Annotated in this window: 20 protein-coding genes and 1 tRNA gene; 9 read left to right on the forward strand and 12 right to left on the reverse strand. The window is 67.8% G+C overall.

Features of this window, described 5'->3' with window-relative positions; translation table 11 throughout:
* Positions 1–46: 46 nt before the first annotated feature.
* Positions 47–120: transfer RNA gene (locus tag ACYVLV_RS08230), tRNA-Arg, on the reverse strand.
* A gap of 292 nt (positions 121–412) precedes the next feature.
* Between ACYVLV_RS08230 and ACYVLV_RS08235 the strand changes: the two genes are divergently transcribed.
* Positions 413–589 (forward strand): hypothetical protein, encoded by a 177-nt coding sequence (locus ACYVLV_RS08235; RefSeq protein WP_460809067.1) that lies wholly within the window; start codon positions 413–415, stop codon positions 587–589.
* A gap of 14 nt (positions 590–603) precedes the next feature.
* Here the strand turns inward: ACYVLV_RS08235 and ACYVLV_RS08240 are convergent, their stop codons facing one another.
* Positions 604–1,404 (reverse strand): hypothetical protein, encoded by an 801-nt coding sequence (locus ACYVLV_RS08240; RefSeq protein ID WP_460809068.1) that lies wholly within the window; start codon positions 1,402–1,404, stop codon positions 604–606.
* Positions 1,401–2,861 (reverse strand): aminopeptidase P family protein, encoded by a 1,461-nt coding sequence (locus ACYVLV_RS08245; RefSeq protein WP_460809069.1) that lies wholly within the window; start codon positions 2,859–2,861, stop codon positions 1,401–1,403. The genes ACYVLV_RS08240 and ACYVLV_RS08245 overlap by 4 nt, the downstream gene beginning before the upstream one ends.
* Positions 2,862–2,920: 59 nt before the next feature.
* Between ACYVLV_RS08245 and ACYVLV_RS08250 the strand changes: the two genes are divergently transcribed.
* The 4 genes from ACYVLV_RS08250 (at position 2,921) to ettA (ending at position 9,226) form a co-directional block, all read left to right on the forward strand.
* Positions 2,921–4,042 carry a PrsW family intramembrane metalloprotease gene (locus ACYVLV_RS08250; RefSeq protein ID WP_460809070.1) on the forward strand — a complete coding sequence of 374 codons (1,122 nt, stop codon included), beginning with the start codon at positions 2,921–2,923 and terminating at the stop codon, positions 4,040–4,042.
* Positions 4,039–5,814: a dynamin family protein gene (locus ACYVLV_RS08255; RefSeq protein WP_460809071.1), complete on the forward strand. Its 1,776-nt coding sequence runs from the start codon at positions 4,039–4,041 to the stop codon at positions 5,812–5,814. The genes ACYVLV_RS08250 and ACYVLV_RS08255 overlap by 4 nt, the downstream gene beginning before the upstream one ends.
* The gene (locus ACYVLV_RS08260; protein WP_460809072.1) at positions 5,811–7,469 is read left to right on the forward strand and encodes a GTPase; all 1,659 of its coding nucleotides are present in this window, start codon (positions 5,811–5,813) and stop codon (positions 7,467–7,469) included. The genes ACYVLV_RS08255 and ACYVLV_RS08260 overlap by 4 nt, the downstream gene beginning before the upstream one ends.
* A gap of 74 nt (positions 7,470–7,543) precedes the next feature.
* Positions 7,544–9,226: an energy-dependent translational throttle protein EttA gene (gene ettA, locus ACYVLV_RS08265; protein WP_460809073.1), complete on the forward strand. Its 1,683-nt coding sequence runs from the start codon at positions 7,544–7,546 to the stop codon at positions 9,224–9,226.
* 29 nt (positions 9,227–9,255) lie between these two features.
* On the opposite strand, the gene ACYVLV_RS08270 is transcribed toward ettA, so the two are convergent.
* From ACYVLV_RS08270 to ACYVLV_RS08280, 3 genes are all read right to left on the reverse strand, one after another.
* On the reverse strand, positions 9,256–9,753 hold the full coding sequence (locus tag ACYVLV_RS08270) for a MarR family winged helix-turn-helix transcriptional regulator (protein ID WP_460809074.1): 498 nt from the start codon (positions 9,751–9,753) through the stop codon (positions 9,256–9,258).
* 90 nt (positions 9,754–9,843) lie between these two features.
* The gene (locus tag ACYVLV_RS08275; RefSeq protein ID WP_460809075.1) at positions 9,844–11,058 is read right to left on the reverse strand and encodes an acetyl-CoA C-acetyltransferase; all 1,215 of its coding nucleotides are present in this window, start codon (positions 11,056–11,058) and stop codon (positions 9,844–9,846) included.
* A 62-nt stretch (positions 11,059–11,120) separates the two neighbouring features.
* A complete protein-coding gene (locus ACYVLV_RS08280) occupies positions 11,121–11,720 on the reverse strand; it encodes a TetR/AcrR family transcriptional regulator (protein ID WP_460809076.1) in 600 nt (199 codons plus the stop codon).
* Positions 11,721–11,814: 94 nt separating this feature from the next.
* Between ACYVLV_RS08280 and ACYVLV_RS08285 the strand changes: the two genes are divergently transcribed.
* On the forward strand, positions 11,815–11,997 hold the full coding sequence (locus tag ACYVLV_RS08285) for a hypothetical protein (RefSeq protein WP_460809077.1): 183 nt from the start codon (positions 11,815–11,817) through the stop codon (positions 11,995–11,997).
* A 9-nt stretch (positions 11,998–12,006) separates the two neighbouring features.
* Positions 12,007–12,885, forward strand: a complete 879-nt coding sequence (locus ACYVLV_RS08290; RefSeq protein WP_460809078.1) for an acyl-CoA thioesterase — start codon at positions 12,007–12,009, stop codon at positions 12,883–12,885.
* Here the strand turns inward: ACYVLV_RS08290 and ACYVLV_RS08295 are convergent.
* The 5 genes from ACYVLV_RS08295 to ACYVLV_RS08315 are packed head-to-tail and all read right to left on the reverse strand — an operon-like array spanning position 12,882 to position 16,330.
* Positions 12,882–13,448, reverse strand: coding sequence for an RNA polymerase sigma factor (locus ACYVLV_RS08295; protein WP_460809079.1), 567 nt, complete (start codon positions 13,446–13,448; stop codon positions 12,882–12,884). The genes ACYVLV_RS08290 and ACYVLV_RS08295 overlap by 4 nt on opposite strands.
* Positions 13,449–13,452: 4 nt before the next feature.
* Positions 13,453–14,232, reverse strand: coding sequence for a hypothetical protein (locus ACYVLV_RS08300; protein WP_460809080.1), 780 nt, complete (start codon positions 14,230–14,232; stop codon positions 13,453–13,455).
* Between the two features lie 46 nt (positions 14,233–14,278).
* Entirely contained in the window at positions 14,279–14,917 is a 639-nt protein-coding gene (locus ACYVLV_RS08305) for a hypothetical protein (RefSeq protein ID WP_460809081.1), read from the reverse strand.
* Positions 14,918–14,970: 53 nt separating this feature from the next.
* Positions 14,971–15,381, reverse strand: a complete 411-nt coding sequence (locus ACYVLV_RS08310) for a globin (protein ID WP_460809082.1) — start codon at positions 15,379–15,381, stop codon at positions 14,971–14,973.
* A gap of 43 nt (positions 15,382–15,424) precedes the next feature.
* Complete coding sequence (locus tag ACYVLV_RS08315; protein ID WP_460809083.1) at positions 15,425–16,330, reverse strand: mechanosensitive ion channel family protein; 906 nt, start codon at positions 16,328–16,330, stop codon at positions 15,425–15,427.
* Positions 16,331–16,426: 96 nt separating this feature from the next.
* On the opposite strand from ACYVLV_RS08315, the gene ACYVLV_RS08320 reads away from it, so the two are divergent.
* Complete coding sequence (locus ACYVLV_RS08320) at positions 16,427–16,783, forward strand: hypothetical protein (RefSeq protein ID WP_460809084.1); 357 nt, start codon at positions 16,427–16,429, stop codon at positions 16,781–16,783.
* Positions 16,770–17,153, forward strand: a complete 384-nt coding sequence (locus ACYVLV_RS08325; protein WP_460809085.1) for a DUF5130 family protein — start codon at positions 16,770–16,772, stop codon at positions 17,151–17,153. The genes ACYVLV_RS08320 and ACYVLV_RS08325 overlap by 14 nt, the downstream gene beginning before the upstream one ends.
* Before the next feature lie 13 nt (positions 17,154–17,166).
* Here ACYVLV_RS08325 and pepN read toward each other — a convergent pair whose 3' ends face one another.
* Positions 17,167–19,731: an aminopeptidase N gene (pepN, locus tag ACYVLV_RS08330; protein WP_460809086.1), complete on the reverse strand. Its 2,565-nt coding sequence runs from the start codon at positions 19,729–19,731 to the stop codon at positions 17,167–17,169.
* Positions 19,732–19,757 lie beyond the last annotated feature (26 nt).

Raw genomic sequence — 19,757 nt, forward strand, 5'->3', positions numbered from 1 at the left:
GCACGAGGGCTCTCGCTCTCGAGGGTCGAACTCGGAATCAGATGGGTGCCCCCGACAGGATTCGAACCTGTGACCGGCGGATTAGAAGGCCGCTGCTCTATCCAGCTGAGCTACGGGGGCGGGGGATCGGAACAACAGTCGGAAGACCCGGAAGATTACCCCGCTGTAGTGCCGATCGGCTTTCTGAGCCAGCCAAGAGTATCGCCTGGCCGGCCGCATCGACTGACTGCTCCCTCTTCCGGGGCCGGCGGAGTGGTGTCAGAATCCGGGAATGAACGCACCGCTGACGGATCGTGTCGCACTCGTTGCGGGAGCGACTCGCGGAGCAGGTCGCGCCACGGGACCATCGGAGATCGATCGACCGGAGACCATCGAGGACACTGTGACCCCTGGGTGGTTACGGTCGGAGCAGATGCTCGAGAACTTCGACGTCACCGAGGCGAACTGGGCTGAGGCGGCTGATCGGATCCCCGGGTTCGGGGTGTCGGAAACGCCCACGTACGTCGCTCGGGGCGTGACCGCCCTTGCCGCCGACGCCGATCTGTCTCGACATCACGGCGCCGTCCTCACCGTCCGGGAGCCCCGCTAGATCCGACCCAAACGTCACCGAGCAGCGAGCGGGCCCCGGGCATCCGCGGTGTCGTCGGAACTCTCCGACTCACTGGGGTCCTCGCTCGGGTCCGCGTCCTCGGTCTCGTCGCCGGGCAGACCGGCCATCTCGCCGAGTCGTTCGACCAGGAGGTCGTTGAGTCTGACCAGTTCGGAGAGTTCGTCGGGGTTGGGGCCCACGGAGGCGATCTGGATGCCCACGACGTTGTTCTCGATGCGGGTCAGCGTGTAGCGGTAGGACAAGTCCTGCGTCACGCCGCTCTCGGTGATCGAACCGGTCCCGAGCACGTTGAGCTGGTCCTGGGCGTCGTCGTTCGTGGTGGTCTCGTTGAAGATGAGCTCGACGTCGTAGTCAACGCCGTTGCGGGTCTGGGTGAACTGTTTGCACGAGCGCAGGGCCTTGCGGAAGCGCAGGATGTCGCCCTTCGGGGCCCCCACCGTGGAGTACGTCGAGACTTGGCTGGTGACCGTCACCCCGTCCTCGACGAACTGTGACTCCACCTCGAACTGCTGGTTGGTCTGGGCCTGATCGAAGATGCCCAGGCAGCCGTTGGTGTCCGACTCGAGGTCCGGGATGTCCGGTTGGGACTCGAACCCCTTCCCGATGTCCGGCCCGGTGAGCAACAGGTCCTTGGCGTCGCTGATGCGGAGGATCTGGGGTCCGTCCGCAGCCACGGGCTTATCGGAGTCCTTCTCGGACGTCGTCGCGCCCTCGGTGGCGCAGCCCGCGAGGGCGGTCGTCAGGACTGCACTGAGCATCACAGCGGCATACCGCCGCTTCGTGAGGTGTTTCATCCGCGGGTGCTCTCCATCCACGCCTCGATGTCGTCAGCGGACCGAGGTAACGACGCCGACAGGTTCTCGTTGCCCGTGTCGGTGATCAAGATGTCGTCCTCGATCCGGATCCCGATGCCGCGCAGCTCCTCGGGGACCAGAAGATCGTCCTCCTGGAAGTACAGACCCGGCTCCACGGTGAGAACCATGCCGGCGGCCAGAGTCCCCTTGGCGTAGGACTCCGGGGCAGCGCGGCCACAGTCGTGGACGTCCATCCCGAGCATGTGGCTGGTGCCGTGCAGGGTCCACCGGGCGTAGACCTTCGATTCGGGGTCCAGAGCTTCCGCCGCGGGCACAGGCAGCAGTCCCATGTCCTCGAGGGCGTGAGCCAGCACGCTCATCGCCGCCTCGTGCCCGGCCATGAACGGTACGCCGGGCCGCACCGCCTCGATCCCGGCCTGTTGAGCGGCCAGCACGATGTCGTACAGCTCGCGCTGCAGCGGGCTGTAAGTGCCGCTCACCGGCAGGGTGCGGGTGATGTCGGCGGTGTAGAGGTTGTTGCCCTCGACGCCCATGTCCAGCAGCGCCAGCTCGCCCGGCGTGATCGGCCCGGAGTTCTCGATCCAGTGCAGCGTGGTGGCGTGCTTGCCTCCGGCCACGATCGAGTCGTAGCCGATGTCGTTGCCCATCGCCCGAGCACGGCGGAAGAAGGTGCCCTCCAGCCAGCGCTCACCGAACTCGATCACGCGGTCCCACTCACGTACGGAGTCCTCGAACCCGAGCGCGGTGATGTCGCAGGCCTCCTGCAACTCGCCGATCTCCCAGGCGTCCTTGATCAGGCGCATCTCCGAGACCACCCGGGCCAGCTCCTTGTCCAGACCATCGTCGGCGGAGACCATCCGGTCCACCGAGGACGACACCCCACGGTGCACCCGCGTCTTGGCCTGACCGGACAGGACGTCGGGCAGCCGGTCGATGTGGCGGACCTCCAGCCCCAGGGCCGAGGAGATCTCATCGAGGGAGGGTCGTCGCCCGGCCCAGAGTTCGCCGTACTGGCGGTCGCGGAAGAACTCGTCGGTGTCGCGGTCCGACCGCGGACGCGCGTACAGGACCGACTCGCCCCCTTCGATCACCACCACCGCATCGGAGGTCTGGTTGCCGGTGAAGTAGGTATGGGCGGTGTCGGGCCGGAACCGGTAGTCGGTGTCGTGCGAGCGGACCTTGAAACCGCCCGCGGGGAGAACCAGCCGCTCACCGGGGAACGCCTCGGCCAGACGAGCCCGGCGATCGGCGGCGAAGGAAGCCACGGGGTGGACGGGCACGTCCAGGTCGCGATCGCCCCAGCCCTGTCGCATGAAGGTCGAGTAGGCCTCGGGCACGGCGGGGTCGTGGGTTTCGACCGCGACCGGTCCGGCCTGCTCCCCGGCGGGGGCGTTCTGCGTGGAGGGGTCCTGCGGGGTGGGTGTCTGCTCGCTCACGCGCGGAAGTCTACGCCGGGGGGCCGGTCGAACCGAGGTCAGTGGATAGGCTGGGGCACATGCCGACGGCCCGACGAGACAATGCTGCCTTCACGGCGGTGGTCTCGGTCCTTGTCGGACTGGGCGGCCTCGCGATGCTGATCGTGCTGGCCCTCTCGGGGGCGCCCGCGATCACCTTCCTCGCCACGGCGTTGGCCGTGCTGCCGGTCTTGCCCCTGGTGGCGTGCTACCTCTGGTTGGACCGCTACGAGCCCGAACCACGGTCACTGCTCCTGATGGCACTCGCCTGGGGCGCCTTCGTGGCCACCATCGCCGCCATTCTGATCGGCGGCATCGGCGGCATGTTCGTCGGATTCACCGAAGAAACCTCGCTCGCGGTGGTCGCCCCGGTGACCGAGGAGGCCAGCAAGGGACTCTTCCTGCTGCTGCTCCTCTGGTGGCGACGAGCCGAGTTCGACGGTGTCCTGGACGGCATCGTGTACGCCGGCATGGTCGGCATCGGGTTCGCGTTCACCGAGAACATCCTCTACCTCGCGGCGGCCTACAACGGCAGCGACGGGATGGGACCCGGGGGAGTTGCGGGCATCACCACGACCTTCGTGATCCGCGGTCTGTTCAGCCCCTTCGCCCACCCGCTGTTCACCACGTTCATCGGCATCGGGATCGGGATCGCGGTGTCGACCCGCATCCCCGCGGTCCGGTTCCTGGCGCCCGTGATGGGGTTCGTCCTGGCCGTGCTGGCCCACGGCCTGTGGAACGGATCGACGATCTACGGGGTCAACGGATTCATCGGCGTCTACCTGATCTTGATGGTGCCCGCGTTCATCGGCCTGATCTGCCTGGCGGTGTGGATCCGCAGCAGGGAACGGACCCTGCTGACCCTGGCGCTCCAGGACGCCGCGAGCCGCGGACTGATGCCCGCGACGGACATCGGGTGGCTGGTGGACCTCAAGGCCCGTCGCGCGGCCCGCACCCACGCCCGTCAAACTGGTGGCGTCGACGGCCTACGTGCGATGAAGGACTACCAGCAGGCAGCCATCGAACTCGGCTTCCTCCACCACCGACTACTTCGAGGGACCGCACCTGATGACTACCGGGTCCGAGGCCAGGACTTTCTCCTGCGCATCGAGACGAGCCGTCCCCACGTTTCCTTTCCAGGGCAGGTGGCACCCACACGATGACCAGGGCTGAACGACGATCCGCCGAAACGGCTGCGGGTGCGCCCCGAGACGGCGACACGAACAAGATGCTCACCGCTCTGGTGCGGCTGCGTGGAGCGCTTCAAGCGGTCTCGCTGCCTCTGGAGACCCCCGGGGTGGAGCAGCATCGTGAGTCGCTCCTCGAAATGATCCACCAGCTCGAGGACTACATCATCCCGCGGCTGATGACCATCGAGGCGCCGCTGCTGACCGTGGTCGGGGGCTCTACCGGAGCCGGCAAGTCGACTCTGGTCAACTCCCTGGTCGGCCGCAGGGTCACGGCCCCGGGCGTGCTGCGCCCCACCACCCGCTCGCCCGTGCTGGTGCACCATCCCGACGACTCCCACTGGTTCGGGCAGGACCGGTTGTTGCCCGACCTCAACCGGGTCACCCACAGCACCAACGACCCGGACGCCCTCCAGCTGGTCGCCTCGGACACCGTCCCGGCCGGGCTGGCCATCCTGGACGCACCCGACGTGGACTCTGTCGAGGAGCGCAACCGTCAACTGGCCGCACAACTCCTGGCTGCCGCTGACCTCTGGCTGTTCGTCACCTCCGCCGCGCGGTACGCCGACCAGGTGCCCTGGGAGTTCCTCAAGCAGGCCGCCGAGCGCTCGACCGCGGTGGCCATCGTGCTGGACCGCACCCCGGACGAGGCGATCGAGACGGTGTCGACCCATCTCGCCCGGATGCTGGCCAGTCGGGGTCTCAAGGACTCGCCGCTCTTCACGGTCACCGAGGGAGAGGTCGACGACGAGGGGCTGCTCGACCCGGCCAACGTGGCCGACATCCGCCGTTGGTTGGACTCCCTGGCCGCGAACGCCGACGCTCGGACAGCGGTCGTCCGCCGGACCCTGGAGGGGGCGATCCGCTCCCTGACGCGGCGTACCTTCCCCGTGGCCGACGCCTGGACCGAACAACTCAAGGTCTCTCAACGGCTGCGTCACGGCGCCGACGAGGCCTACGACCAAGCGATCCTCGCGGTGGGCGAAGCATCGGCTGACGGCACGCTGCTTCGCGGAGAGGTCCTGGCCCGCTGGCAGGAGTTCGTCGGCACCGGAGAGCTGCTCAAGTCCCTGGAGACCCGGGTCAGTTGGGTCCGCGACCGCGTGGTCAACGCAGTGAAGGGCAAGCCCCAGCAGGCCGAACGCGTCACCGTCGCGGTCGAGTCGGGCCTCGAGACGCTGATCCTCGAGCACGCCGAGGCTGCGGCCGAGCGGGCCAAGGCCTCCTGGCAGCAGACCGCGGCCGGGCAGGCGCTCCTGGCCGGGACGCAGGAGGACCTCGGACGAGCCTCCCGCGACCTGCGCCGCCGGGCCGAACGGGCCGTGCGCGACTGGCAGGCCGATGTCCTGGACATGGTTCGTGCCGAGGGTGCCGACAAGCGCACCACGGCCCGGTTCCTGGCCTTCGGCGTGAACGGCCTGTCCGTCGCGCTCATGGTGGTCGTCTTCGCCCACACCGCCGGGGTCACCGGGGCCGAGGCCGGCGTCGCCGGCGGATCCGCGGTCCTCGGACAGAAACTTCTCGAAGCCGTCTTCGGCGACCAAGCGGTGCGCTCCCTGGCCGAACGCGCTCGACTCTCGCTGGAGGAGCGGGTACGAGCACTGCTCGAGCAGGAGCGGGCCCGTTTCCTGGCCCTTCTCGGCGATCCCGCTGTCGCGGGTCCCGACGTGGCCGAGCAGGTACGCACCGCGTCGCGTCGGGTCGAGGACCTGCGCTTCGCTTCCAAACGACCCCTGGGTGACTCATGAGTGGCTTGATCGAAGGCGCGCGGCGCCTCTTGACGCGCGAAGGCACGGACATCGGGAAGCAGATCGAGGGTCTGCAGACCGCCGCCCAGGCGGCGCGCGGACGGCTCGACGACAACGTGGTGGACCGCTGTGAGGGCGTGGCGCACCGGGCGGCCGAGCGGTTGCGGCTCTCGGCCGACCACACCGTGGTCGCGATTGCCGGTGCCACCGGTTCGGGCAAGTCCTCCACCTTCAACGCCCTGACCGGTCTCGAGTTGTCCTCGGTCGGGGTGCGTCGGCCGACGACCTCCTGGGCCACGGCCTGTGTGTGGGGACAGGAGGGGGCCGCAGGGCTCCTGGACTGGCTCGAGATCCCACCGCGGCACCAGACCATGCGCGACTCGATGCTGGACACGCGACGTCACGACGTGGCTCTGGACGGGGTGGTCCTGCTCGATCTGCCCGACCACGACTCCACGGAGGTCTCCCACCACCTCGAGGTCGACCGGTTGGTGCAGATGGCCGATCTGTTGATCTGGGTGTTGGACCCGCAGAAGTACGCCGACGCCGCCATCCACGATCGTTACCTCGCTCCGTTGAAGAGCCACGCCGGCGTCATGCTGGTCGTCCTCAACCACATCGATTCGGTGGCCGAGGACCGGCGAGAGGCGATGTTGGGCGACGTACGCCGCCTCCTCGACGCCGACGGGCTCAGCGAGGTCCCGCTCCTGGCGGTGAGCGCTCGGCACAACATCGGTATCGAAGAGCTGCGCCACGAGATCATCAGCCGTGTGGACGCCAAGAAGGCGACACGTGCCCGGATGCAGGCCGATCTGGTCGCCGCCGCGGCGGACCTGGCTGCCGAGGGGGGCCGGGACCAACCCCGTGGTCTGAGCGATCGGCAACTGCAGGATCTCGACCAGGCGTTGGCCGAATCGGCCGGAGTGCCGACCGTGGTGGACGCCGTCGAACGCTCCACCCGTCTGCGAGCCGGTCGAGCCACCGGCTGGCCGGTCGTGTCCTGGCTCTCCCGGCTGAAGCCGGACCCCTTGAAGCGTCTGCACCTCGACCTCGGTTCAGCCGGACGCGAACTGACCGGTTCGGCCCGGACCTCGATGCCCGAGACCGGCCCGGTCCAGCGCGCCCGCGTGGACACCGAGGTCCGCCTCTTGGCCGACGAGGCCGCGACCGGACTGGCCCGCCCCTGGGCGGACAGCGTCCGGCGTGCCTCGACCTCCCGCGTGGACGACCTGGGCGACAGCCTCGATCGCGTCCTGGGGGCCACCGACCTGGGAACCACCAATATCCCCGCCTGGGCCGGGGTCGTCCGGGCCCTGCAGTGGGCCCTGATCGTCACCGCCGTGGCCGGGCTCCTCTGGCTCGGTGGGATCGCCACGTTCGGCTACCTCGGACTACCGGAGATCGAGTCCCCCCGGATCGGGGTGGTCCCGGTGCCGACGCTGATGTTGGTCGGCGGCGTGGTGCTGGGGGTCCTGTTGGCGTTCTTCTGCCGCTTCCTGGTCGGGATCACGGCCCGGCGACGGGCCTCGGCGGCGGACAAGCGACTGCGTGCAGCGGTCCACGACGTGGCCACCGAACTGGTGGCCACGCCGATCGAGGCCGAGCTGGCGGCGTACGAGGCCTATCGCGGGGGCCTCACCGCAGCCCTGCACTAGCGCAGGGCTCCTGGGGGCAGACCACGAGGTGCCCCCCGGATGGCGCGGTTCCGTGCTCCAACTAGTCTCACGCCATGGCCGAATACGTCTTCACCCTGCGCAATGTGCGCAAAGCCCACGGCGACAAGGTCGTCCTCGACAACGTCACGCTGTCCTTCCTCCACGGAGCGAAGATCGGCATCGTCGGACCCAACGGCACCGGGAAGTCGACCCTGCTGAAGATCATGGCGGGGCTCGAACACGCCAACAACGGGGACGCCATCCTCGATCCCGGGGCCACGGTCGGGATGCTCCAGCAGGAACCCCCGCTGACCGAGGGCAAGACCGTGCTGGAGAACGTCGAAGAAGCGGTCGGCGAGCTGAAGGCCAAGATGGCCCGCCTCGAGGCGGCATACATGGAGATGGGCGACCCGGACGCCGATCAGGACGCTCTGATGGTCGAGACCGGCGATCTGCAGACCGAGTTGGACGACGCCAACGCGTGGGACATCGACAGCCGTCTGAACCAGGCCATGGACGCCCTGCAGTGCCCCCCACCGGACTCGATCGTGGACTCCCTCTCCGGTGGTGAGCGCCGTCGCGTCGCCCTGTGCAAGCTGCTGCTCCAGCAGCCCACCCTGCTGCTGCTCGACGAACCCACCAACCACCTCGACGCCGAGTCGGTGCAGTGGCTCGAGGGTCACCTCGCCTCCTACCCCGGTGCCGTCCTGGCCATCACCCACGACCGGTACTTCCTGGACAACGTCGCCGAGTGGATCTTGGAGCTCGACCGCGGAAAGACCCACCCCTACGAGGGCAACTACTCCACCTACCTGGAGACCAAGAAGGACCGCCTCAAGATCGAGGGTCAGAAGGACGTCAAGCGCGCCAAGATGCTCGAGCGCGAGCTGGAGTGGGTGCGGTCCAACGCCAAGGCGCGCCAGACCAAGAGCAAGTCGCGACTGGCTCGCTACGAGGAGATGGCCGCCGAGGCGGACCGGATGCGCAAGATCGACACCTCCGACATCAACATCCCGGCCGGACCGCGCCTGGGCGACGTCGTGCTCGAGGTCAAGAGCCTCACGAAGGGCTACGAGGGCCGGACCCTGATCGACGACCTCAGCTTCTCGCTCCCGCGGGCCGGCATCGTGGGTGTCATCGGTCCCAACGGTGTCGGTAAGACGACGCTGTTCAAGATGATCACCGGTGAGGAGCAGCCCGACGAGGGCGAGTTGAACGTCGGCCAGACGGTCAAGATCTCCTACGTCGACCAGAGCCGGGGGGGACTGGACCCCAAGAAGAACGTCTGGGAGGTCGTCTCCGACGGGCTGGACCACATCAAGGTCGCCAACTTCGAGATGAACTCACGCGCCTACGTCGCTTCGTTCGGCTTCAAGGGCCCCGACCAGCAGAAGCAGGCGTCGGTGCTCTCCGGTGGAGAGCGCAACCGCCTGAACCTCGCGCTCACCTTGAAGATGGGCGGCAACATGCTGATGCTCGACGAGCCCACCAACGACCTGGACGTGGAGACCCTCTCCGCCCTGGAGGACGCTCTGCTCGACTTCCCCGGGTGTGCCGTGGTCACCTCCCACGACCGTTGGTTCCTGGACCGGATCGCCACCCACATCCTGGCCTGGGAAGGCACGGATGAGAACCCCGCCCAGTGGTACTGGTACGAGGGGAACTTCGCGGCCTATGAGGAGAACAAGATCGAGCGCCTGGGCGCCGAGGCGGCCCGCCCGCACCGGGTCACGCACCGCCGCCTGACCCGCGACTGACGACTTTCCGCAGCGCGGTGGATCCGGGGTTAGTCCCCCCGGATCTCCATACCCGGCCGACTCGCGACCAGGTGGTCGGCCACGAGGTTCATCACGCGACCCATCGTCGCGAGGTCCGCGGGGTCCACGAGGTCGACCAGATGGGCCCGGACGCCTTCCACGTGGAAGGGGGCCAGGTTGTTCAGCATCAACCACCCCGTCTCGGTCAGGCTGGCGGTGATGCCGCGCCCGTCCTCGGGGGAAACGCACCGATCGACCAGGTGGGCCTTCTCCAGACGCTTGACCGTGTGGGTGACCCGGCTCCGACTGTGGGCCAGTGAGTCGGCCAGTTGGGCCATCCGCATCTGCCCACCCTCGCGCTCGGAGAGCCGGACGAGGATCTCGTACTCGGTGAGCGACAGGTTCGAGTGGCGGCGCAACTCGTCATCGAGTTGGTCGAAGAGCAGTTGACTACCCAGCACCAGGGCGCGCCACGAGTTCTGCTGGGCTTCGTCGAGCCACCGTGGCTCGTCTCCGATATCGGGCATTGGGCGAGTTTAGGGGCTGCCGATAAAAGCAGTTCGTCCGGCCGGGGAACCCGGCCGGACGAACTGTTGGTACTGACAAGCGGCGAAGCCTCAGATGCGCTCGAGGATCATGGCCATACCCTGGCCGCCGCCGACGCACATGGTGATCAGGCCGGTGGACTTGTCGTGCCAGTCCAGCGAGTTGATCATCGTGTTCTGCAGGCGGGCGCCGGTCATGCCGAAGGGGTGACCGACGGCGATGGCGCCACCGTTGACGTTCAGACGGTCCAGATCGATGCCGAGGTCCTGGTAGGACGGCACGACCTGGGCGGCGAACGCCTCGTTGATCTCGACCAGGTCGATGTCGCCGATGCTCATGCCGGCGTACTTCAACGCGTTCCGGGTCGCCTCGACCGGGCCGAGGCCCATGATCTCGGGGGACAGGCCGCTGACGCCGGTGGAGACGATGCGGGCCAAGGGCTTCAGGCCGAGCTCGGCTGCCTTGGTGTCCGACATGACGATGACCGCTGCGGCCCCGTCGTTCAGGGCGCAGCAGTTTCCGGCGGTGACGACCCCATCGGGACGGAAGACCGGCTTGAGGTCCTTGATCGCGTCGTAGGTGACGCCGGCGCGCGGGCCGTCGTCGGCGCTGACCACGGTGCCGTCGGGGGTCGTGACCGGGGTGATCTCGCGGGCCCAGAAGCCGTCAGCGATGGCCTTCTCAGCCAGATTCTGGGACCGGACACCGAACTCGTCGAGTTCCTTCTTGTCCAGACCCCGCATCTTGGCGACGTTCTCGGCGGTCTGACCCATGGCGATGTAGGCGTCGGGCAGCAGGCCGTCCTCGCGGGGGTCGTGCCAACCCTGGCCGCCCTCGGCGGTCTTGTCGGTGCGCGCCTTGGCGTCGTCGAAGATGTGGTTGTGGGTGTCGGGCCAGTGGTCCGAGGTGCCCTTGGCGAACCGGGAAACGGTCTCGACCCCGGCGGAGATGAACACGTCACCCTCGCCGGCCTTGATGGCGTGGAAGGCCATCCTCGAGGTCTGCACCGAAGAGGAGCAGTAGCGGGTGATCGTGGCGCCGGGCACCGCGTCGAGGCCCATCAGAACGTTGACGATGCGGGCCATGTTGTTGCCGGACTCGCCGCCCGGCAGACCGCAGCCGAGGTAGTGGTCATCGATGGTGTTCGGGTCGAGCTCGGGGATCTTGGCCAGCGCGGCCTGGATGATGGTCGCAGTCAGGTCGTCGGGACGCAGGTCCTTCAAGACCCCCTTGTTGGCGCGACCGATGGGCGAACGGGCGGCAGAAACAATGACGGCCTCGGGCATGGATGAATCTCCGATCTCGGGTTGGATGTGCGCCCTCACAGTAGCGCCCACCCGGTCGGCGGCTAGGAGCGGCGCAGGGGGCGGATGATCTCGCCGACGGCGAGGTCGAGGAACGCGGTCCGTGCCGCGGTTGGCTTCAGCAGTGCGGCCAGCAGCACCCCGTCGTACGCCGCCACCATGACCTCGGCCCGACGGGCCGCCCCATCAGCCTGGTCGCCCTGATCGGCCTGCTCGGCGCCGTGGGCCAGCAACACCTGCGCGACCAGGGCGACGATGCGTTCGCGTCCGCCGCGCAGGATCGCTGAGAGTTCGGGGTCGCGGGTGGCCTCGAGCACCAACTCGATTCGTGCGTGGATCAGGCGCCCGTCGTGAAGCCACTCGGCGAAGCGCGCCGCGATGAGTTCGACCGCTCGAGGATCGTCCAGATCGCAGGCCTCCAGGTCCTCGGCCAGGGCGGCCACGTCGTCACCGAGTCGCTCGGTCACGTAGGCGGCCAGCGCGGACTGCAGGGCCGACCGGCTGCGGTAGTAGGCGGAGGTCGTCCCCTGGGGCAGTTGCGCCTGTCGATCCACCGCGCGATGGGTCAGCCCGCGCAGTCCCTGCATGGTGATGACGTCCAGTGAGGCCCGGCGCAGCGCCTGATGGCGTTCGGAGACTGTCATGCGGAACACACTGCCACGGGGATGATCTCGATAGTGGAAGATCTTCTACAGATGTAGGCTTCTACACAAGTAGAAAACAACGAAAGGGTTCACCATGAGTTTCGAACTGCTTCCCGGTCTGGCCCCGTGGCTCTACGGCTTCATCGCCGTGAGCATCCTGCTCACCGCGATCGCCGTGGTTGGCCTGAGCGTGCTGGTGCTCGGCAACCGTCGGATCCGCGTCTCTCGTCACGAAGGTCTGGGCACCTACTACGGGCGAATGGTCTTCAGCCACTAACCTCGAGGGGTGCGACACCTTTACGAATGTCCGACGCGCTGGGCCGACCTCGACATGCTGGGTCACGTCAACAACGTGACCTACGTCGACTACCTCCAAGAGGCGCGGGTCGATTTCATGCGTTCGATCCTCACGCCCACCGAGGCGGACCAGGACCTCAGCGAGGGTGCGGTGGTCGTGCGACACGAGGTGTCCTACGTCCATCCCCTCGTCTTCGGGTTCAGCCCGGTGCAGATCGAGTGCTGGGTCACGGACGTGCGGGCCTCTCGTTTCACCATGGCTTACGAGGTCTTCCACGAGGACCCAGAGGCGCCCGGAGGCCGCAGGGTCTATCTGCGGGCGACCAGCGTGTTGGCCCCCTTCGTCTTCGCCACCGAGAGACCCCGACGGTTGTCACCCCTGGAGCGAACCGCCTTGGGGCCCTACCTCGAGGGGTCGGACCTCGAGCCCACCGCTCGTTGTGGGCGGATCGATCTCGACGGGCCGCACCTCTTCGAGTTCCCCGTGCACGTGCGTTTCTCCGATGTCGACGTCTACCGCCATGTCAACAACGTGAAGTACTTCGAATACCTCCAGGAGTCCCGTATCCGGTTGATCCACGACCTGGCAGCGGGACGGGACCTGCCTGCGATGAGTTTCGTGGTGGGCGCCACCGACGTGGACTACGTGACCCCGATCCTGTTGCGGGGTGAGCCCTACCGGGTGGTCTCCGAGATCTCCCGGGTGGGGCAGCGGTCCATGACGGTCGACTCCGAGATCCTCGATGGCGAGCGAACGCTGGCCAGAGCGCGGGTCGTCGTGGTGTTCTTCGATCTCGAGACCCAGCAGTCGACGAATCCGCATCCTGTGGTGCGGCAACGCCTACTCGATCTCGTGCGTCCGCTTTAGCGAGGCTGCGAGACCGACGAGGCGTCGCGAAGCGGCGGTGGCGACTCGAGGATGCCCCGAAGTCGACGTAGGCCGCGGTGTCGCGCCACTCGCACAGCAACAGGGGAGATCCCCAGGGCTGCGGCCGTCGACGAGATATCGAGTCCCAGTCCATCGACACATCCGACCACGTCCCGTTCACGTGGCGGCAGGCTCATGATCATCTCGCGCACCCAGGCGTCTCCTTCGGGCGAGTTCTGCTCAGCCGGGCCGACCAAAGTGTCGTCCACGGTGGTCGGGTCGGTGCGCCTGCGGTGACTGCGTCTGACGGCGTTCGACGCGAGATTGCGCGAGATGCCGAAGAGCCATCCGGCAAAGTCCGAGGAGGTGCCCTCGAACTCGGGGATCCGTTCAGCAGCCACCAGCCAGGCTTCGGAAGCCAGATCCTCGGGGGAGAGGGAAGCATCTCCAGTCGGTCGCGTGCGCAACCATGCGACCAGTCGCCCGGCGTGCGCTCGATACAGCTCACGCCACGCCTGAGCCTCGCCCTGCTTGGCTCGCTGAATCGTCTCGTCGTCTGTCACCTGGTCAGTCGTTCGTGCGTCCCTGGTCGGGAACGGGCAGGGGGATGGGTGCCACCGGGCCGGCACGATCGGCGTCTGCGGCTGAGCGATTGCCGTTGCCGCGCGGCGCTTGGTCGTCCTTGCCGGAGTTGTCACCACGGGCGATGTGGCCCTCTTCCCCGTTGCCGCGTGGTGCCGGATCGGCCTTGCCCTGGCCCCGGACGGGTCCCTGGGGGGTCCCCGGGTCGGTGTTCGCCTGCGTGGGGCGGTCCTCCGGGGGGCGGCCGGGGGAAGGGATCTCGGGGGAGGAGCGATCTGGCGCTGTCGACCGGTCCTTTCCAGGCGTCGGATCGGACTGCGCGGGAGCCCCCGGCATGCTCAGGTTCGGGCGGGGCGTCGGGCGGGGCGTCGGGCGGGGCGTCGGGCGGGGATCCGTCGTGGTCAGAGGAGGGACAGAAGGGGAGGGGGTACCCGCCGAGCCGGGGGGTAGCTCGGCGGGTAGTCCCTCCCCGGGAGCGCGCGGCGATGGATCAGCCGGCGAAGGAGTGGGGGGCGGTGTCTGCGGCAGGGTGATGTGGCCCGTGGCCCAAGCACCGCCGACCGAAACAGCGACCAGAGCAGCCGCCGCGGCGCCGATCCGAGCCGGACGGGTGCGAAGCCCGGTGGGCTGACCCGTGGGCTGTGCAGCCTCGGTTCGCGATCGAGCGGCAGCCGCCGCCGAGATGGCGGACAAGCGCTCGACGAACTCGTCGTCGGGCTCGTGCACGTCCACCGTCAACCGGTAACGCGCGGACTGCCTGCTCATGGTGCTCCGCTTCGGCCCGCGCTAGCGGACTACTGGTGGGTGGAGGCTACTTCTTGCCGGACTCGGCGCCGCGCTCTTCTCGCTGGTTCGATCGATCCTTCGACGCATTGTCGTTGGGGTGATCACCAGCATTCTCGCTCGGCCCACGGCGGCCCTTCGGTCCCTGCGCCGATCGGTCACCGGGGTGGGCGAAGGCGTTTTCGTCCGGCTTGTCGCCGGCCTTCTCGTTGGGTCCCTGCTTCGGGCCCTGCTGGTGATCGCGATCCTTCAGATCGGTGTCGTCGGCCTCCGCTGCATCGGATGAGTCGGCAGGGGTGGCTTCGTCGCTCGTGTCGTCAGTGTCGTCAGTGTCGTCAGTGCCGTCTGAGTCGTTCTCGGCCGGCTGGTCTTCCTTCTGATCGGCCTTGCGCGCGTCGCGTTCGGCCTTCTGCTCGGCCTTGCGTGCGTCGCGTTCGGCCTGCTTCTCGGCCCGCTTGGTCTCCCCGGTCGAGCGGGCCTCGGTGGCCCGGGCCTGACCGTCTGCGGCGTTCTCGTCGACCTCGTGGCCGGTCTTGTTGACCACGGAGATGGTCGGCTGGGCGTCAGGCTCGCTCGGAGATGCGGTGACGGCGTACGCGCCACCGGCGAACAGGGCGGCGACTGCGGCGCTGGCGACGGAAAGGGTCAGTGAAGACTTGCTGGGCATGAAGTACTCCTCGAATCGGTGTCATCTGTACATGTCACCCGACCCGCGGTCTGTTACGTGCTCGGAGAAACTTCTTCAGGGGGTTCCGGCAGCGTGTTCACCATGAACTGGGCGGCGTGTTCGACGTACGCCCAGAACTGCGCGTCCTGCTCAGCGGTCAACTCCACGGCGTCGAGACCGGCGCGGAAGTGCACCAGCCAGCGGTCCTTGGCCTCGGGCGTCACCGCGAAGGGTGCGTGCCGCATGCGGAGTCGGGGGTGACCCCTGGTGTCGGAGTAGGTCGTGGGTCCGCCCCAGTACTGCACCAGGAAGAGCAGGAATCGCTCCTCCGCGGGGGCGAGATCCTCCTCGGGGTAAAGAGGTCGCAGGATCTCGTCCTCGGCGACGCCGGCGTAGAACCGGGACACGATGGTGCGGAAGGTGTCGAACCCGCCGATCTCCTCGTAGAAGGTGGAGGTGTTCATCCGGCCATCATGCCGTTCGGCTCCTCGAGGGCGGTGTTCGCCCTCAGTCCTGCTGCTGCTTGGTCGCGGCCGGGCTCTCGCGGTGCCACACGACGCGCTGGGGGAAGGGGATCTCGATCCCCTCGTGATCGAAACGCGCCTTGATGCGCTCACGCATCTCGCGGGCCACCGCCCACTGGGCGCCCGGGGTGGTCTTGAGGACGACACGCATCGTGACGGCGTCGGCGGCCAGCTCCTGCACACCCCACACCGAGGGCTCCTCGATGACGTCGCGTTTGAGGTCCTCCTCCTCCCACAGATCGTGAGCGACCTCCTCGAGCACCTTCTTCACCCGGACCAGGTCCTCGCTGTAGGAGACGCCCACGTCGAGCACGGTGCGGGACCAGTTCTGGCTCTGGTTGCCGACCCGGACGATCTCCCCGTTCGGCACGTACCAGACGGTGCCGTTGATGTCGCGCAGTCGGGTCACCCGCAGACTGACCGCCTCGACGGTCCCGGTGGCCTCGCCGATGTCGATGATGTCTCCGACCCCGAACTGGTCCTCGAGGATCATGAAGACCCCGGAGAGGAAGTCCTTCACCAGGGATTGTGCGCCGAAACCCAGGGCGATGCCGATGATTCCGGCGCTGGCGATGATCGGGGCGATGTCGACGCCGATCTCGCTGAGCATCATGGTTCCGATGACGGCCACGATCAGGCCGGTGACGATGCTGCGGAACAGGCCACCCATGGTCTGGGCGCGTTGCGCGCGCCGGGCCGAGGCGTGGGGGTTGGCCCGGTCCGGCATCACTCCGTGCTCGGCGCGCTTGACCACCCGTCCGATTCCCTTGTGCAGACCCCATCGGAGCCCGAGGCCGAGGATCAGCAACCCCACCAAGGCCAACGGTTTGCCCACCACCACCTCCGCGGCGTTGGCGACCTGTTGGTTTCCGGTGATGTCATAGGTCAATCGACAGATGGATTCACCTTCGGCGGAGCACTCACGTGTAGCAATCACAAACATGGGCCCCAGTAAACAGGCCGGTCGATGGCGATAGGCTGAGGCATGACCACGTTGCGCTCGACTGTTGCTCGACTCACAGCCGGAACCCTGCTCACGTGCGGTGTGCTGGCGCTGACCGCCCTCCCCGCCGCCGCCGAACCCTCTGTGGGCTGGCCGGACAGCGCCCCTGTCGACGGGGTCCGTGCGGTGTTGTTGCTGGGCGGGATCCCGGTGCTGTTGTTTCTCGGGATCCTCGCGTTCGTGATGCTTCCACCGATCATGCGTGGCGAAACGGTGCGTCCGGAATGGTCCCTGCCCTCCTCGGATCAGTGGCTCGGCGGTCCGCAGCGGGACGTGGGACAACTCGCGGCTCCCGACGACAAGTCATCGGAGGCTGGTGGGGCAAGTGGCCGCTGGTGAAACGCTTTCCAGCGCGCAGCGAGGCGCGTTGGACGAGACGATCCGTCAAGCGGAGCAACTGTGCCGCTTCGAGTTCTCGGTCTTCGTGGGCGCGGCTCAGGAGAGTCCCCGCAACCACGCGACCAGCCTGCACAACTCTCTGGTTGCCCCGGCCCGCAGCATCCTGATCATGGTGGACCCGGGCCAGCGGGTCCTGGAGATCGTGACCGGAGGCTACGTACGCCGCACGCTGAGCGACCACGAGGTCGAACTGGCCGTCGCCACCATGCAGAGCCTCTTCGCCGCAGGTGACCTCGTCGAAGGGCTCAGGCGCGGCATCTCGTTCCTGGCCGACCACGCCGTGGCGGCGGACGCGCTACACACCGAGTAGCGCGCCCAACCGCTTATTGCGCGTCCGCGGCCTGGGCCGCGATGGCACGCGCCACGTCTGCCCGCGCCTCGCGCACGTAGCGCAGGGCTCCCGGGTTCGCCTCGGCCGTCTCCAACCACGAGTCCAGGGTGTCCAGCAGCGCCGGCGAGGCCAACACGTGCGGGAACATGTACTGCAGGGCCACCGCACCCTTGTGGGCGCCGAGTCGGTCCCAGGCGGTCGGCACGGCCTCGAGGTAGGCCTCGACGTACGGAGCCAACACCTCGTCCTGCCCGTTGCGGGGGAACGCCAGGGCGACGCTGCGGTGAGTCTCGTTGGCTGTGCCTGGGTCGACCATGACCTGTTCCCAGGCGCGGGCCTTGGCCGCAGCCGTCGGCATCGACGCCCGAGCGGCGGCGGCCTTCTCCTGGCCGGAGATGGTTTTGTCCGCTTCCAACTCCTCATCGAGGCGGGCGTCGTCGATGCGACCCAACCGAGCCAACGCGGTCACCAAGGTCCAGCGCAGGTCCGTGTCGATGGCGAGGCCCTCGAACGTCAGGCTCCCGTCCAACAGTGCTTCGAGCTCGGCGGCCGCATCGTCGCTGATGGCCGCCCCCGCGAAGGAACGCGCGAAGGTGAGTTGGTGATCGCTGTCCGGTTCGGCGGACTCGAGCAGAGCCCGTAGGCCGGACTCCCAGGTGTGCGACAGGGCGTCCCGATTCGCCGGGGACGAGTAGAGCGTGACCGCTTGTCCGGCCAGGGTCGGGATCCGGCTGACACCCCAGGCGTCGGACTCCTCCCCGATGTTGGCGAGTACGAGCGCCAGGTAGTCGGTGGCCGACATCTCGGCGTCGCGCGTCATGTCCCACGCGGCGCCCCACACCAGGGCCCGGGCCAGGGAGTCCTGCATGCGGGCAAGTCCGTCGATAGCGGTGGCCAGGGACCGGTCGTCGAGGCGGATCTTGGCGTAGGCGAGGTCGCCGTCGTTGAGGAGCAGCAGGTCGGGGCGTCGTAGGCCCACGGCCTCGGGAATCTCGGTGACGGCTCCCTCGACGTCGACCTCGATGTACTCGGTCCGGGCGATGGGGCCCTCAGCGCTGTCCGAGGCGTAGAAGCCGATGCCCAGTCGGTGGCGACGCAGGGTCGGCCAGTCCGGGTGGGCGCTCTGGTGGACCGCGAGGCGGGTCAGCACGCCGTCGTCGTCGGTCTCCAGCTCCGCGCGCAGGGTGTTGACCCCAGCGGTCTGCAGCCACTCCTCGGCCCATCCGGAGAGTTCCCGCCCCGATGCCTTCTCCAGGGCGGCGAGAAGGTCGGAGAACTCGGAGTTCCCGTACTCGTGGTTCTTGAAGTACTGGCGCAGCCCGGCCAGGAAGGGATCCAGGCCGACCCAGGCGACCAGCTGCTTGAGGACGGAGGCGCCCTTGGCGTAGGTGATCATGTCGAAGTTGACCTCGACCGCTTCGAGATCGACGTTGTCGGCCGCGATGGGGTGGGTGCTGGGCAACTGATCGGCGCGGTAGCCGGTCTGCTTGCGAGCGTTGGCGAACCCGGTCCACGAGTCGGTGTACTCGGTCGCCTCGACCTCGGCGTGATAGCAGGCCCACTCGGCGAACGACTCGTTGAGCCAGAGATCGTCCCACCACTTCATGGTCACCAGGTCGCCGAACCACATGTGTGCCATCTCGTGCAGGATCACCGAGCAGCGGAACTCATAGAAGGAGCGGGACTGACGGCTGCGGGGGAGGTACTCGTCGCGCAGGGTGACGCAGCCGGCGTTCTCCATGGCTCCCATGTTGTATTCGGGGACGTAGAGCTGGTCGTACTTCTCGAAGGGGTAGGGGTAGTCGAAGGCCTCCTCGAAGAACTCGAAGCCCTGCTTGGTCTGCAGCACGATCTGGTCGCGATCCCGCTCGAGGTACTCCACCAGCGACTGGCGGCAGTAGTGCCCGAGGGGGATGGTGCCGTTCTTGCCCTCGTAGACGTCCTGGATCTCGTGATACTCCCCGGCGACGACGGCGGTGATGTACGTCGACATCGGCTTGGTGGTCGGGAAGCTCCAGACCGCGGTCCCGTCGCCGGCCGGGGTCGGCTCGGGGGTGGGCGCGTTGGAGACCACCTTCCAGTGCTCGGGAGCCGACACGGTGAAGGTGAACACGGACTTCAGGTCGGGTTGTTCGAAGGTGACGAAGACACGCCGGGCGTCAGGCACCTCGAACTGGGAGTAGAGGTAGACCCGGTCGTCGGCCGGATCGAAGAACCGGTGAAGACCCTCGCCGGTGTGGGAGTAGGTGCAGTCCGCGCGCACGACCAACGTGTTCTCCGCGGCCAGATCGGTCAGAGCGATCCGACTGTCGGCGTAGGCCGAGAGGTCGACCGGCGCGCCGTTGAGTGTGATCTCGTGCACGGTGGCGTCGACGAGATCGACGAAGGTCTCCGCGCCGGGATCGGTGCAGGTGAACCGCATGGTGGTCGTGGAGCCGAAGGTGGGGGTGTTCCGATCGGGGGCCCCCGTCAGGTCCAGATCAACGGCGTACGAGGTGACGTCGACGAGGGCCGCGCGGGTGGCGGCCTCGTCCCGAGTGAGGTTGGTTCCAGGCATGCCCGCGATCATGTCATTGTGCGAAA

It is taken from the genome of Nocardioides salsibiostraticola (assembly GCF_054783655.1).

Bases quoted from the DNA above. Each gene is read 5' to 3' on its own strand.
- ACYVLV_RS08310 (WP_460809082.1), bottom strand. From the start codon at position 15,381: ATGAACACCTCCACCTTCTACGAGGAGATCGGCGGGTTCGACACCTTC.
- ACYVLV_RS08280 (WP_460809076.1), bottom strand. From the start codon at position 11,720: ATGACAGTCTCCGAACGCCATCAGGCGCTGCGCCGGGCCTCACTGGAC.
- ettA (WP_460809073.1), top strand. From the start codon at position 7,544: ATGGCCGAATACGTCTTCACCCTGCGCAATGTGCGCAAAGCCCACGGC.
- ACYVLV_RS08275 (WP_460809075.1), bottom strand. From the start codon at position 11,058: ATGCCCGAGGCCGTCATTGTTTCTGCCGCCCGTTCGCCCATCGGTCGC.
- ACYVLV_RS08250 (WP_460809070.1), top strand. From the start codon at position 2,921: ATGCCGACGGCCCGACGAGACAATGCTGCCTTCACGGCGGTGGTCTCG.
- ACYVLV_RS08300 (WP_460809080.1), bottom strand. From the start codon at position 14,232: ATGAGCAGGCAGTCCGCGCGTTACCGGTTGACGGTGGACGTGCACGAG.
- ACYVLV_RS08305 (WP_460809081.1), bottom strand. From the start codon at position 14,917: ATGCCCAGCAAGTCTTCACTGACCCTTTCCGTCGCCAGCGCCGCAGTC.
- ACYVLV_RS08255 (WP_460809071.1), top strand. From the start codon at position 4,039: ATGACCAGGGCTGAACGACGATCCGCCGAAACGGCTGCGGGTGCGCCC.
- ACYVLV_RS08240 (WP_460809068.1), bottom strand. From the start codon at position 1,404: ATGAAACACCTCACGAAGCGGCGGTATGCCGCTGTGATGCTCAGTGCA.
- ACYVLV_RS08260 (WP_460809072.1), top strand. From the start codon at position 5,811: ATGAGTGGCTTGATCGAAGGCGCGCGGCGCCTCTTGACGCGCGAAGGC.
- ACYVLV_RS08270 (WP_460809074.1), bottom strand. From the start codon at position 9,753: ATGCCCGATATCGGAGACGAGCCACGGTGGCTCGACGAAGCCCAGCAG.
- ACYVLV_RS08285 (WP_460809077.1), top strand. From the start codon at position 11,815: ATGAGTTTCGAACTGCTTCCCGGTCTGGCCCCGTGGCTCTACGGCTTC.
- ACYVLV_RS08320 (WP_460809084.1), top strand. From the start codon at position 16,427: ATGACCACGTTGCGCTCGACTGTTGCTCGACTCACAGCCGGAACCCTG.
- ACYVLV_RS08235 (WP_460809067.1), top strand. From the start codon at position 413: ATGCTCGAGAACTTCGACGTCACCGAGGCGAACTGGGCTGAGGCGGCT.
- pepN (WP_460809086.1), bottom strand. From the start codon at position 19,731: ATGCCTGGAACCAACCTCACTCGGGACGAGGCCGCCACCCGCGCGGCC.